This window comes from Streptomyces sp. LMG1-1-1.1, from assembly GCF_040815545.1.
Lineage (GTDB): Bacteria > Actinomycetota > Actinomycetes > Streptomycetales > Streptomycetaceae > Streptomyces.
Genome location: NZ_JBFPNH010000032.1, coordinates 178,412 through 191,164, shown reverse-complemented (window position 1 = coordinate 191,164; position 12,753 = coordinate 178,412). Strand labels below are relative to the sequence as shown.

At 72.1% G+C, this 12,753-nt stretch carries 16 protein-coding genes; 13 read left to right on the top strand and 3 right to left on the bottom strand.

Annotated features, from left to right (window positions below; translation table 11 throughout):
* Nucleotides 1–15: 15 nt before the first annotated feature.
* The 3 genes from MRBLMG1_RS19120 (at nucleotide 16) to MRBLMG1_RS19110 (ending at nucleotide 4,059) form a co-directional block, all read left to right on the top strand.
* Nucleotides 16–1,140 carry an ABC transporter ATP-binding protein gene (locus MRBLMG1_RS19120; protein WP_414721607.1) on the top strand — a complete coding sequence of 375 codons (1,125 nt, stop codon included), beginning with the start codon at nucleotides 16–18 and terminating at the stop codon, nucleotides 1,138–1,140.
* Nucleotides 1,141–1,251: 111 nt separating this feature from the next.
* Complete coding sequence (locus tag MRBLMG1_RS19115; RefSeq protein ID WP_414721612.1) at nucleotides 1,252–2,691, top strand: HAD-IA family hydrolase; 1,440 nt, start codon at nucleotides 1,252–1,254, stop codon at nucleotides 2,689–2,691.
* Between the two features lie 225 nt (nucleotides 2,692–2,916).
* Nucleotides 2,917–4,059: a PP2C family protein-serine/threonine phosphatase gene (locus MRBLMG1_RS19110; protein ID WP_367825271.1), complete on the top strand. Its 1,143-nt coding sequence runs from the start codon at nucleotides 2,917–2,919 to the stop codon at nucleotides 4,057–4,059.
* A gap of 133 nt (nucleotides 4,060–4,192) precedes the next feature.
* Here the strand turns inward: MRBLMG1_RS19110 and MRBLMG1_RS19105 are convergent, their stop codons facing one another.
* Entirely contained in the window at nucleotides 4,193–5,110 is a 918-nt protein-coding gene (locus MRBLMG1_RS19105) for a hypothetical protein (protein WP_367825270.1), read from the bottom strand.
* Nucleotides 5,111–5,387: 277 nt separating this feature from the next.
* Between MRBLMG1_RS19105 and MRBLMG1_RS19100 the strand changes: the two genes are divergently transcribed.
* Complete coding sequence (locus MRBLMG1_RS19100) at nucleotides 5,388–6,119, top strand: class I SAM-dependent methyltransferase (RefSeq protein WP_367825269.1); 732 nt, start codon at nucleotides 5,388–5,390, stop codon at nucleotides 6,117–6,119.
* 96 nt (nucleotides 6,120–6,215) lie between these two features.
* On the top strand, nucleotides 6,216–6,389 hold the full coding sequence (locus MRBLMG1_RS19095) for a CsbD family protein (RefSeq protein ID WP_367825268.1): 174 nt from the start codon (nucleotides 6,216–6,218) through the stop codon (nucleotides 6,387–6,389).
* Between the two features lie 152 nt (nucleotides 6,390–6,541).
* On the opposite strand, the gene MRBLMG1_RS19090 is transcribed toward MRBLMG1_RS19095, so the two are convergent.
* Both MRBLMG1_RS19090 and MRBLMG1_RS19085 read right to left on the bottom strand, forming a co-directional pair.
* On the bottom strand, nucleotides 6,542–7,651 hold the full coding sequence (locus tag MRBLMG1_RS19090; protein ID WP_367825267.1) for an SRPBCC family protein: 1,110 nt from the start codon (nucleotides 7,649–7,651) through the stop codon (nucleotides 6,542–6,544).
* Between the two features lie 3 nt (nucleotides 7,652–7,654).
* Nucleotides 7,655–8,632, bottom strand: coding sequence for a histone protein (locus tag MRBLMG1_RS19085; protein WP_367825266.1), 978 nt, complete (start codon nucleotides 8,630–8,632; stop codon nucleotides 7,655–7,657).
* Nucleotides 8,633–8,793: 161 nt separating this feature from the next.
* Here MRBLMG1_RS19085 and MRBLMG1_RS19080 point away from each other — a divergent pair, with 161 nt between their 5' ends.
* The 8 genes from MRBLMG1_RS19080 to MRBLMG1_RS19045 all read left to right on the top strand — a co-directional run bounded on the left by MRBLMG1_RS19080 (nucleotide 8,794) and on the right by MRBLMG1_RS19045 (nucleotide 12,720).
* Nucleotides 8,794–9,183 carry a gas vesicle protein gene (locus MRBLMG1_RS19080; protein ID WP_367825265.1) on the top strand — a complete coding sequence of 130 codons (390 nt, stop codon included), beginning with the start codon at nucleotides 8,794–8,796 and terminating at the stop codon, nucleotides 9,181–9,183.
* Nucleotides 9,184–9,272: 89 nt separating this feature from the next.
* Entirely contained in the window at nucleotides 9,273–9,728 is a 456-nt protein-coding gene (locus MRBLMG1_RS19075) for a gas vesicle structural protein GvpA (protein WP_367825264.1), read from the top strand.
* A 3-nt stretch (nucleotides 9,729–9,731) separates the two neighbouring features.
* Nucleotides 9,732–10,442, top strand: a complete 711-nt coding sequence (locus MRBLMG1_RS19070; RefSeq protein WP_367825263.1) for a GvpL/GvpF family gas vesicle protein — start codon at nucleotides 9,732–9,734, stop codon at nucleotides 10,440–10,442.
* A gap of 52 nt (nucleotides 10,443–10,494) precedes the next feature.
* Nucleotides 10,495–10,743 carry a gas vesicle protein GvpG gene (locus MRBLMG1_RS19065; RefSeq protein ID WP_367825262.1) on the top strand — a complete coding sequence of 83 codons (249 nt, stop codon included), beginning with the start codon at nucleotides 10,495–10,497 and terminating at the stop codon, nucleotides 10,741–10,743.
* An 18-nt stretch (nucleotides 10,744–10,761) separates the two neighbouring features.
* Nucleotides 10,762–11,193, top strand: a complete 432-nt coding sequence (locus tag MRBLMG1_RS19060; protein ID WP_367825261.1) for a gas vesicle protein — start codon at nucleotides 10,762–10,764, stop codon at nucleotides 11,191–11,193.
* Entirely contained in the window at nucleotides 11,190–12,122 is a 933-nt protein-coding gene (locus MRBLMG1_RS19055) for a GvpL/GvpF family gas vesicle protein (protein ID WP_367825260.1), read from the top strand. The genes MRBLMG1_RS19060 and MRBLMG1_RS19055 overlap by 4 nt, the downstream gene beginning before the upstream one ends.
* Nucleotides 12,119–12,325, top strand: a complete 207-nt coding sequence (locus tag MRBLMG1_RS19050; RefSeq protein WP_367825259.1) for a gas vesicle protein — start codon at nucleotides 12,119–12,121, stop codon at nucleotides 12,323–12,325. Before MRBLMG1_RS19055 ends, MRBLMG1_RS19050 begins: the two co-directional genes overlap by 4 nt.
* The gene (locus MRBLMG1_RS19045; RefSeq protein ID WP_367825258.1) at nucleotides 12,322–12,720 is read left to right on the top strand and encodes a gas vesicle protein K; all 399 of its coding nucleotides are present in this window, start codon (nucleotides 12,322–12,324) and stop codon (nucleotides 12,718–12,720) included. Before MRBLMG1_RS19050 ends, MRBLMG1_RS19045 begins: the two co-directional genes overlap by 4 nt.
* Nucleotides 12,721–12,753: the final 33 nt, after the last annotated feature.

Genomic DNA, 12,753 nt, shown 5'->3' with positions numbered 1-12,753 from the left:
CCCCAAGGGATGACCATGAGCGTGACCACCCCCCTCGCACCGCGTACGGACACCGGCGCCGCGACCGTCGCATTCCGGGGCCTGAGCCGCCGATTCGGCGCCACCACCGCCCTCGACGGCCTCGACCTCACCGTCGCGCCCGGCGAACTCCTCGCCCTGCTCGGCCCGTCCGGCTGCGGCAAGACCACCGCCCTGCGCATGCTGGCCGGATTCGAGCAGCCCGACTCGGGCGCGGTCCTCGTCGACGGCGAGGACATCACCCGGGTGCCCGCCCACCGCCGCGACGCCGGCATGGTCTTCCAGTCGTACAGCCTCTTCCCCCACCTCGACTGTCTCGACAACGTCGCCTTCGGCCCGCGCATGCGCAAGGTCGCCAAGACCGCGCGCCGGAAGCAGGCCGCGGAACTGCTCGACCTCGTCGGCCTCGGCGACAAGGGCGGCCGCTACCCCCACCAGCTGTCCGGCGGCCAGCAGCAGCGCGTCGCGCTCGCCCGCGCCCTCGCCCTGCGCCCACGCGTCCTGCTCCTCGACGAGCCGCTGTCCGCGCTCGACGCCAAGGTGCGGCTCAGCCTGCGCGAGGAGATCCGCCGCATCCAGCGCGAACTCGGCATCACCACGCTCTTCGTGACGCACGATCAGGAAGAGGCGCTGTCCATGGCCGACCGGGTCGCCGTGATGCGCGCCGGCCGCCTGGAGCAGTGCGCGCCGCCCGCCGAGCTGTACGGGCGCCCCGCGACCGCGTTCGTCGCGGAGTTCGTCGGCACGATGAGCCGGATCCCCGGGGACGTCGACGGCAGCACCGTCGACGTCCTCGGCCGGCGACTCCCGGTGGACGGCGAGGCGCCCGCGACCGGCGCGGTGGACGTGCTCGTACGACCCGAGGACGTACGGGTCACCGACGGCGAGCCCGCCGCGGACGCGGACGCTCCGGCGGACGCGGGCACCGGCCGGATCACCGCCACCGCCTTCCTCGGGGCGACGACCCGGCTCACCGTACGGATCGAGGGCGGATCCGCCGACGGAACCGAGGTGAAGGCCGACCTGCCCACCCACGAGGCCGTCGCGCTCACCCCGGGCCGGCCCGTGCGGCTCGCCCTGCGCGAACGCCCCGTTCTCGTCGCGCCCCGCAGGGCAGGCTGACCCTGGGGCCCCGACCTACCGGTCCCGCGTGACCTGACAGCCGGTGCACCGCGCGCCGGCGGAACAGAGAAAGAGACCAACGTGCCCGCACTTCACGCCGTCCTGTTCGACATGGACGGCACGCTCGTCGACACCGAGGGCCTGTGGTGGCAGGCGGTGGAACAGGTCGCGGGACGCGCCCTGACCGAGGCCGACCGCCCCGACGTCCTCGGCCGCCCCGTCGAGCACACCGCCGCCTGGCTGGCCGCCGCCCCCGGCGCCCCGGCCGCCGAGCGGCTCGCGGCCGAACTGCACCGCGAGTTCGCGGCCCGGGTCGCGGCCGGCGTCGAGCCCCGGCCCGGCGCCCTCGACCTGCTTGCCGCGCTCGCCCGCGACGAGGTGCCCGTCGCGCTGGTCACCGCCTCGCCGCGGGCCGTCGCCGACACCGTGCTCGCCGCACTCGGCGCGCTCGGCGCGCCGGCCTTCACCGTGTCCGTCACCGCCGACGACACCGAGCTCACCAAGCCCGAACCCGACCCGTACCTGGCCGCCTGCCGTGCCCTCGGCGTCGACCCCGCGCACTGCGTCGCCGTCGAGGACACCCCCACCGGCGTCGCGTCGGCCGAGGCCGCGGGCTGCACGGTGCTCGCCGTCCCGTCCCTCGCCCCGATAGACCCCGGCCCCCGCCGGACGGTACGGAACGAGGGCCTCACCGGCGTCACCCCGGCGCTGCTGCGCGACCTGACCGGCGGCCGCCTCACCGTGATGAGCTGGAACCTGTGGCTGGGTGGCGCCATGGTCGACGACCACCGGGCCAAGCAGCTCGCCGTCATCCGCGCCTCAGGAGCCGACGTCGTCGGCCTCCAGGAGACCGGCGGCATCGCCACCCGCGAGCTCGCCGACGCGCTCGGCTGGCACCACCACACCGCGGGCGACAACCTCGGCGTCCTCAGCCGCCACCCCGTCGTCGCCCGCCTCGGCGACCCGGACGTCGGCTTCTACGGCGCGGCGGGAGTGCGCGTCCGGGTCGACGACGACCTGGAGGTGGACGTGTGGACGGCCCACCTCCACTACACCCCGTACGGGCCGTACGAGGCCGCCTTCGACGGGCTGGGCGCCGACGAACTGATCGCCCACGAGGACGTGCGCCTGGCACAGATGCGGGACACGCTCGCGCGCATCGCGAAGGAGGCGGGGGAGCGACGACCCGTCGTCCTGGTCGGCGACTTCAACGCCGCCTCCCACCTCGACTGGCCCGACGTCCCCTGGCCGGTGACGGAGGCCGCCGCCGAGGCCGGCCTCCGCGACTCCTACCGGGAGGCCCACCCCGACCCCCGCACGGACCCCGGCCACACCTGGTCGCCGATCCACCCCGTCCACCCGGAGCAGGGCGAGCACGTCGGCCGCCCCGAACCGCAGGACCGCATCGACTACGTCCTGCACAACGCCCGCGGCCTCCGCGTCCTCACCTCCCACACGCTCGTCACGGGCACGCCGGCGCCCTGGCCGGACGTCTCGGCGAACACCTGGCCGTCCGACCACGCGGCCGTGGTGACGACCTTCGCCCTCTGACAGGGGTCGCGGCACACCGTGTCCGGGCCGGCCGGCCCCCGGGAGGCCCGGGCACGGAGAGTCGCCTGAACGGACCCGTGTTCGGGGGGTCCGGATACGGAGAGTCGCCCGAACGGCCCCGTGCTCGGGAGGTCCGGGCACGGAGAGTCGCCCGGACGGGGACCGGCCGTCGGGCGCGGCGCCGGGCAACAGGACATGCCGCGCGACCTGATGTATGCCTTTCCCATGGGTTCCCGCCGCAGCGCCTTCGTCCCACGCCTCACCCGGCGCCGGGGCCGAATGCTGCTCGCCGTGCCCTTCGCGCTGATCGCGGCGGTCACCGTGGTGGACGTCCTCGTTCCCCCCGAGGTGCACCTGGGCCCGTTCCTCATCGCCGCGCCCGCGGTGACGGCGTCGTTCGCGGGACCGCGTATGACGGCCTTCGTGGGGGCGGTCGCGGTGCTCGCCCAGGTGGTCGTCTCCGTCGCCCGGACGAGCTTCACGGACCTCAACCACACCTACCAGATCGTCGCCCTCGTCCTCATCTCGATCATCGTCACCTTCTTCTCCTACCTCCGCGAGCGCGACGAGACCCGGGTGACCCGGCTCCGCTCGATCGCCCACGCCGCCCAGAGCGTCGTCCTCCGCCCCCTTCCTCACCACGCGGGACCCCTGCACATCGCCTCCGTCTACCTGGCGGCCGAGGAGGAAGCGCAGATGGGCGGCGACCTGTACGCCGCCGCCCGCACGGCGACCGGAACCCGCCTCCTCATCGGCGACGCCCGCGGCAAAGGCCTCGACGCCATCAGTGAGGCCTCGCTCGTCCTCGGCGCCTTCCGGGTCTCCGCCCGGCGCGAGCAGGAACTGCCGGAACTGATCGGGCACCTGGAGGCAGGCGTCGGCTCGAAGGAGGACGCCACCCTCGCGCCCGAGGCGCCATCCGGCCCCGACGACCCGACCGACGACACCGACGAGGCCTTCGTCACCGCCGTCGTCCTCGACATCCCCGACCACGAGCCCGTCGTACGCCTCGTGAACTGCGGCCACCCGCCACCCCTGATCATCAGGAACGGACGCGTCATCCCCCTCGACGCCGTCGACGCGAGCCCCCCACTGGGCCTGTCCGACGTCCTCACCCCCCACGTGACTGTCGAGACCTTCCCCTTCGCCACCGGCGACGTCCTCCTGCTCTATACGGACGGCGTCATCGAAGCCCGCGACCGCACCCGCGCCTTCTACCCCCTCACCGAACGCCTCGCCTCCTGGGCCGGCGATGACCCGCCCACCCTCCTCAGCCGCCTACGAGCCGACCTCCAGACCTACGCGGGCGGCCACCTCGGCGACGACGCGGCCCTCGTCGCGGTCGAGCGCCTCCCACCGAAGCCGTAGCGCGGGCCACGCCGTCCACGGGCCCGCACCCGGCGACGCCGCCCCTCCCGGCGGCGCACCGCTGCACGGCCCGTGGATCCGCCGGTCGTTCACCGCGCAGGGCCCCGCTGCACCGCCCGGACCCGCCGCTCGGTCACCGTGCGCGTCCGATGTCACCGAGCCGTCTCCTGATGTCCCTCACCACGCGCTGCGACAGATCGCTCACCTGACCGTCGCCGTCGGAGATCGGCGTCCGCACGAGGGCGACCACGTCACCGGCCAGAGCGACGAGCACGTCCACCTCGGCCCGCTGCGCGGGCGTGTAGACGGAGTAATCGCCCTCGCCGTCCACCAGGCCCCCCACCGCCCGCAGCCTGCGCCGCATCTCCTTGCGGAGGCCGTCCAGCAACTGCCGTACCTGACGGCTGTGCTTGCACCAGGCCCCGGCGCGCTCCTCGCGCACACGGATCTCAGCGGCCTTCTCCTTGAGAAGGACGGCGGCGGCGCGCTGCCCGCGAAGGTCCTTGCGCCCCTTCCAACTGATGAAGCCGCCCGCCGCGAGGAGTACGGGCGCGGCCGCGATGCCGCCGAGCACCAGCGTGCCCGCAGCGATCCCGCCCCCGCCCGCCGCCAGGGAGCCACCGCCCAGCCAGGCGAGGACGGCGCTCGTCGCGGCCGCCCCGGAGAGGCCGGAGATGGCCGTACCCGTGGACGCGGTCGCGAACGCCCCCACCGCGGCGACCGTGCCCGCCTTCGCGCCGACGGAGGCCGCGACGCCGCAGGCCATGGTGAGGACGGCGCGCACCGCGTCCCGCTGGACGCGACGGGCCTCCGCGTCCCCCGGGTCCGTCTCCGGAGGCTCGGCGACGGCCTGCAGGTCATCGGGACCGAAGTTCCTCAGATGGGAGAACACCTCGCCGAACGGCACGAGTGCCTTGTCGTACGCGCGGCGGCGGGCGCGCTCCTGCGCCGCGGTCTCGACGGCCACGTCCTGGGCTAGCCGTTCTTCACGCCGGTTCAACTCCTCCGCTCGCCGCTCGTTCCTCTTGCCCAGTCCGATCGCGTCGACCATGGCTATGCCCACCTGTGCCGCTCCCCTCCCGGCCGCTGCCCGCGCGGCCCACCGGTCGTCCTCTGCGGGGAAGTATCGTCGGGCGCGGACTGCCGCGCGGCCGATCCGGAGCGGATTGAGCCTGTCGTGTGGACGTCGTGCGTGGCGGGGGACCGGTGCGCGGGGGAGGGGGGCCGGGGACCGTAGTCTCGGGCCGCCCCGAGGGCGTACGCCCGCCTTGGGGCGCGCTCCGCCGGGAGAGCGGACGGCCGCCCACGCACGGACACGAGGACCTGTCATGACCGCACAGGAAACCGCCCCGCCTCTGCTCACGACCGACCGGCTGGACGAGGTCGAAGGGTGGTTCTTCGACGCCGACCGGTTTCTGTTCGGATGGCTCCTGGACCATCAGCGCGAGCGGGGGATCCGCGGCGACCTGCTGGAACTCGGCGTCTACAAGGGGAAGAGCGCGATCGTCATCGGCTGTCACGCCGCCGAAGGCGAGCTGTTCACCGTCTGTGACCTGTTCGACGCCGAGGAGGCACCCGACGACTCCACGGCCACCGAGATGCGGGTCTACTACCCGACGCTGACCCGCCAGGTGTTCGAGGCGAACTACCTGCGGTTCCACCGCCGGCTCCCGACGGTGGTCCAGGGGTCGTCCTCAGGGATCACCGGACACGTGCCGGCCGACAGCTGCCGTTTCGTGCACATCGACGCCTCGCACCTGTACCACCACGTCCGAGCCGACATCGCCGCCGCCCGTGAACTGCTGATCGAGGACGGGGTGGTCGCCCTGGACGACTTCCGCAGCCCCCACACCCCCGGGGTGGCGGCCGCCACCTGGGAGGCGGTCCTCACCACCGGCCTCAAGCCGGTGGTGCTCACCGAAAGCAAGCTGTACGGAACGTGGGGCCGCGCCGACGCCGTGCGCGACGCCCTCGCCGACTGCCTGACCACGCACCCCACCCTCTGGGGCGTGACCGAGGACGTGGCCGGCCACACGTTGCTACGGGTCCACTCCCGCTGACGCGGCGCCCTCCCCGACGAGATCCGGACCGCCCCGGGGTGATTTCTTCGGGTTTATGCGGGTAGCGAGCCAATAGCTGACTTTGGAGGTGACGGGATGGCCACGGGCAAGAAAGCCAAGAACATGGGCAAGACCGCCAAGGGCAAGGCGAAGGAGGCCACCGGCAAGGCTGTCGGCAACGAGAGCCTGGAGGCGAAGGGGCGGGCCGAGCAGGCGGCCGGCGATGCGAAGCAGGCCGCGCAGAAGGCGAAGGACGCCCTCAAGCACTGACCCGGCGACTGTCGAGAAGGCCGGCGGCGCGAGCCGTCGGCCTCTCTCCGTGCGCGGGCATGGCCGTGGCTCTTCGGTTCGCCGCGCGGGCATGACCGTGGCCGTGCGGGGGCACGGCCACGGGTCGGACGATTCGGACGATCAGGCGAGGCTCAGCGTCGACGTCCTGCGAGTTGGGGCGCCTCGTCCTCGGCGTCTTCCTCGGCGTCGTCCTCGTCCTCATCCTCGTAGGAGTCTTCTTCGTACTCGTCCTCCTCCTCGTCGGGGTAGGCCTCCTCCTGGTCCTCTTGGTCCTCCTGGTCCTCCTCGTCTTCCTGGCCCTCCTGGTCTTCTAGGTCGTCCTGGTCTTCCTCGTCTTCCTGGTCGCCCTCGGCCGGCTCTTCGGCCTCCGCGTCCTCGTTCGCACCCTCGCCCTCACCCTCGCCCTCGTCGTCGTTCTCGCTCTCCTCCTCGGCGACGGCATCCTCGTGAGTGACGACGACCTCGCCGCCCTCGATCTCCCCGCGCCAGCCATCCGGCTCCTCGTTGGAGAGGGACACGAAGCGGTCGAAGTGCTTCAGGTCCAGGCGCATGCGTCGGCCCTGGGCCCGCCACAGGTTGCCGGTCTTCTCGAAGAGCCCGGCCGGGTAGTACTCCACGACCAGGAGGATCCGCGTGAGGGAGGGGGCGAGTTCGTGGAAGCTCACGCATCCGCGCGTGGTCCCCTTGGGGCCCTCTGACGTCCAGACGATCCGGTCGTCCGGTATCTGTTCCTGGACGGAGGCCTTCCAGCTGCGGGTGGACGGTCCGACCTTGACCTTCCAGTCGGTGGTCGTCTCGTCACCTTGCGAGACGCTCCGGACGCCCTTGGCGAAGCTGCTGAAGTTCTCGTACTGCGTCCAGTGGTCGTAGGCGGTGCGCAGCGGTACGCCGACGTCGATGGACTCGACGATGTTCATCGACTTGCCGCCGCCCTTGCGGTTCTTCTTCTTCTTACCGCCGAGCAGACCGGAGCCCACGTCCTTGACTTTGTCCTTGATTCCGCCGAACGTCTGGCCGAGAACGGCCTTCGCGGGGGAGTCGCCCTGGAGCAGACGGCCGCCGAGGTCCCCGAGTTTGCCGCCGTTCTCCGCGACGTCGTAGAGGCCGTCGGTCAGGTCGCCCAGTTTGTCCACGGCCTTGTCCGCGAGGTGGCCGGCCTGAGAGGCCAGATAATCGGAGGCTTCGCTCATCAGCCGGTCGAACCCGGACCGGTCGCCGTTGTCCGATTGGTCGGTGGCCATGATTCACCTCCGCGCGGTCGGCTTGCGGCGGGCCGTCTTGGTGGCGGCGGGCTTTTTCGCGGCGGACTTGGTCGCCGGTGCCCGCGCCGTGCTCTTCTTCGCCGGTGCCGTCTTCTTCGCGGCCGGCTTGGCCGCGGTCTTCTTGGCGGGGGCGGCGCGCTTCGGCTTGCTCGCGGCGCGCTTACCCGCCGTGCCGGTGCTCGTCTTCCGCGTCGCAGTCCCCGTCCCGGCGGTCGAGCTCTTCTTGGCCGGAGTCGCCTTCTTGGCGGGAGCCGCCTTCTTGGCCGGGGTCGCCTTCTTGGCGGCGGCCGTCTTCTTGGCGGGGGTCGCCTTCTCGGCCGGAGTCTTGCGGGCCGAGCTGCGGCGCTGAGGCGCCTTGGACGGCGATGCCTGGGCGGAACGGCGGGTGGGCCGCCGGCGAGCCTTCGGCTTCTCCTCCTCCTCGGGTTCCTCTTCCGGTTCCTCCTCCTCCGGTTCTTCTTCCTCCGGCTCTTCCTCCGCGGCCCCTTCCGGTGCGGCTTCTTCCTCCTCCTCGGGCTCTTCCTCTTCGCCCTCCTCGTCCTCGTAGGGTTCCTCGGCGTCTTCGGGCTCGTCCTCGTAGCCGCCTTCCGCGTCGTCGTACTGGTCCTCGTACTCCTCCTCGTCCGTGTCGTCCTCGTCCTCGTCGCCGTGTCCGAGGGCGAGAGTGCGCTCGCGCAACGAGTCGGCGAGGCCGGCCATCCGGCGGTTCGCGGTGGCCACGAGTGCCTTGCGCCCGGCGTCGAGTGCCTCACCCTTGATCTGGTCCCCGAGTTCGGCCACCTGCGGCATCTCGCCCAGCTTCTTGAGCCCCTGCGTCGCGAGCTCGCGTGGGTCGAGGCCGAGACGGCGGCCCGCGGCGTACGTGATCAGGGAGAAGGCCAGTCGTCCTTTCTTGGCCCTCCCCAGTACGTAGCCCCCGGCGACGGCGGCTGCCAAGGCGATCTTGGTCGTGTCGTCCATGAGCTTTCCCTTCACCGGACGGTTACTTACGGGACTGCTCTGCTCGATGCGAGATATGCGTGAAGTGGACGGAAAAGCGAAGGATCGGAGAAAATGAGGGTGTTTGTTCCGTTTTGAGCGGGGAAGGCGCACGGGTCAGTCCGCGAGGGGAGCGAAAGCAGATGGCCGCCGCAGAGCCGGGCCGCAGACGACGTCCTCCGCCGGAGGAGGACGGCGAGGTGAGGCCGACCAGGCCCGCCAAGAAGGCCGCCGCGCGCAAGGCGCCGGCGCGCAAGCCGCCGCGTCACGGGGTGACCGGTGCGGCGGCTGCGATGCGCTCGGCGGTGGAGCAGCTCTCGACGTTGCTGGGTCGGGTTCCCGACTCGGTTTCGTCCCTCCGGCCGAGCGAGGACGGTTGGGAAGCCCAGGTCGAGGTCGTCGAGCTGGAGCGGATCCCCGACACCACCAGCATCCTGGCCAGTTACAAGGTCACCATGGACGAGGAAGGCGAGTTGATCTCGTACGAGCGCACCCGGCGATACAGCCGGGGCATGATCGACCGGCCGACCTGACCGAGCCGGCTCCGTGACCGGCCGACCTGAACGAGCCGGCTCCGTGACCGGCCGACCTGAACGAGCCGGCTCCATGAAGGGAAGCGGCCATGACAGTGGTGCCGCAGGGTGGAAGCAACGTCACCAGAAGCGGCGGCGCAGGTTCGGGCAACCTCTATGACGTTCTGGAGTTGATCCTGGATCGCGGCCTGGTGATCGACGTGTTCGTCCGCGTGTCGCTCGTCGGGATCGAGATCCTGAAGATCGACGCACGCATCGTCGTCGCCAGTGTCGACACCTATCTGCGATTCGCCGAGGCGTGCAACCGCCTCGACCTGGAATCCGGCCGGAAGGCCCCGGCGCAGTTGACCGACGTCGTCGGCAACGCGGTCGAGAGCGGAGCCCGCGGCAAGTCCAAGGGTGCCATCGGCGGCGTCGTGGACGCGGTGACGCAGTCGCTCTCCGGCGGGTCCGACGACGAGGAGGAAGAGCCGGAAGAGGAACCGGAAGAGGCCCCCCGCCGCCGTCGGCCCGCCCGGCGACCCGCACGCCGAGAGAAGGAGTAGACGATGCCCCTCTACGTGTACTCCATCACCGCCGCCACGCACCCGTGCCGCCTGGACGGGCTGACGGGTGTCGGCGCCGAGCCCGCGTCGGTGCGCGCCATCACCGCCGGGCGGCTGTGCGCGGTCGTCTCGGACATCGACGAGGAGATCCGGCCCAAGCGCCGGGACCTGGCCGCCCACCAGGCGGTGCAGGACCGTCTGATGGCCGACGGAACGGTTCTTCCCCTGCAGTTCGGCTACATCGCCGCCGACGACCAGACGGTCACCCAGGTGCTCCTGGAGCGCGCGGACGGTTATCTGGAGGCGTTGGAGCGGCTCCGCGGCTGCGCCGAGTACCACGTGAAGGCCTCCCAGGACGAGAACGTCCTGCTGAGGGAGATCCTCCACGACTCGGACCAGGCCCGACAGCTCAACGACCGCATCCGGGCGGGCGACGCCGACCCGAGACTGCCGCTGGAGCTGGGGGAGATCGTCTCCAACGAAGTACGGGCGAGACAGGAGGACCTGGCCGCCCGGCTGGTCCAGGCGCTGGTCCCCCTCGCGGCGGACCACAGCGTCCGCGCTCCGGCCGACGGCGACATCCTGAGCATCTCCCTCCTGGTCCACGACGACGACAAGGACACCTTCCTCCAGGCGGAGGCCGACCTCGCCGAGCAGGTCGAGGGCGTCGAGTTCCGCTACACCGGGCCGCTGCCGCCCTACAGCTTCGTGTAGCCGGCCCAGGCATTGCCGGGCCCGGCAAACGAGGAAGCGCCGAGGAGGATTCATGGGAGCGCTGAGCAAGCTCCTGACCGCGCCGCTGGCGCCCGTACGGCTCGTGGCGTGGGTGGCGGAGCGCGCCATGGACCAGGCCAACGAGGAGTACTACGACCCCGCCCCCGTCTACGCCGCCCTCGCCGAGCTGGAGCGCAGGCTCAGGGACGGGGAGATCGACCCGGCCGCCTTCGACGTCCAGGAGGACGAACTCCTCGACCGTCTCGACGAGATCGCACAATTCCGGCAGAGCCTGCCGTGACCCAGGAGGTCGGGCACCGTGACTGACCCGCTTGCCCACCGGATCGCCCCGCTGCCGTCGCGTGCGTCGCCGGCGGCGTACCCGCAGTCCTCGTCGGCCAGTCTGGCCGACATCCTGGAACGCGTCCTGGACAAGGGGATCGTGATCGCCGGCGACATCCGCATCAACCTCCTCGACATCGAGTTGCTGACCATCAAGCTGCGCATCCTGATCGCGTCGGTCGACAAGGCCAAGGAGATGGGCATCGACTGGTGGGAGCACGATCCCTCGCTGTCCTCCCGGCACAGCGGCGACCCGCTCGCGGTGGAGAACCGGCGCCTGCGCGCCGAGCTCGACGCCCTGCGTCGCGAGCGGCCGGACGCCCTGCCGTCCGACCACTCCGACGAGAGCCCCCAGCGACGTGGCACGGCCCGGCCCCGCGACACCGACCATGAGAGGCCCGCACCGTGACCGGAGCGCCGAGTCTCGTCTACGTCTACGCCGTCGTCGCCCCCAACGCCCGGCTCGGCGAGCTGCTTGGCGGCCTGCGCGGGGTCGGTGACGCCCCGGTCGCCCTCCTGTTCCCCCACGGGGCGGGGCCGACCGCCCCGGCCTTCGTCGTCAGCCGGGTGCCCGCCGACGCGTGGGGAGAGGACGTCCTCAGATCCCGCTTCGAGGACCTCGACTGGCTCGACGGCACCGCCCGGGCCCACCACCACGTCATCCAGGCCCTCGCGGAGCACACCGTCGTCCTGCCCCTGCGGCTTGCCACCCTCTACCGGGACGCCGACAGTGCCCGGCAAGCGCTCGGCGAGCAGCAGGAGAACTTCGGGACCCGGCTCGCCCTCCTCGCCCACCACACCGAGTACGGAGTCAAGGTGTACGTCGCCCCCGACACCGACACGGTCGTCGACACCGATACGGCCGGCGACACCGATACGGCCGGCGACACCGACACGGCCGGCGGCGCCGATGCGGCCGACGGTACCGCCGGAACCCCTGGCGGCCGTGCCCGAGAGACAGCTCCTTCCCCGAGCCCCGGCAAGGCCTATCTGGAAGCCCGCCGTGCCCAGCGCCACGCCCGTGAGGACCGCTATCTGCAGGCCAGGGAAGCAGCGGACCGCATCGCCGCCACAGCGGCCCGGCACGCCGCCGAGGCCGTCCGCCACCCCGTGCAGACCGGCCCGCTCACCCGTCGCGAGAACGGCGAGAACGTCCTCAACGACGCCTACCTCGTCCCCGACGACCAGGCCGAGGCCTTCCGCGCCGCTCTCCGTCAGGCAGGCCGAGACCTCACCGGTGTGCGCATCGACGTCACCGGCCCCTGGGCGCCGTACTCCTTCGCCATGCCGCCGGCTCCGCCCGACGCCCCGCCCGACCACCACGGCGCGCGATCATGACCCCCATCGAACGCGACGGCCCCCTTGCCGGCCGGCAGGTCGCCCTCGTCGACCTCCTCGACCGGCTGTTGGCCGGCGGCGTCGTCATCACCGGCGACCTCGTCCTCTCCATCGCCGACATCGACCTCGTACGCATCTCCCTGCGTGCCCTCATCACGTCCGTCACGGCATCCGACACCATCGCCCCCGAGGTCCGGCCATGAACACGGAGCGCGCCGCGCGACCGCCGACACCCGACCTGGACGCCGTCGGCGAACCGCTGGCACACGCCTTCCGCCTCCTCCAGGCGCCACCCGAAGCGCCCGGGGGGACCCGGCCCGCAGCCCATCGCATCCGCACCGACCCCGAGGCCGTCGGCGAGGACCTCCTCAAACTCGTCCTGACCATCGTCGAACTCCTGCGGCAGCTCATCGAACGCCAGGCTCTCCGCCGCGTCGACGCGGGCGACCTCACCGACGCGCAGGAAGAGGAACTCGGGGCCACCCTGCTCGCCCTGCACGACCGGATGACCGAGCTGTGCGTCGAGCACGGGTACGCCCTCGAAGACCTCAACCTGGACCTGGGCCCCCTCGGCACCCTGCTTCCCCCCGCCCGCTGAGAGGCGTCCCGTTCTCGCGCCCGCTGAGGGGGC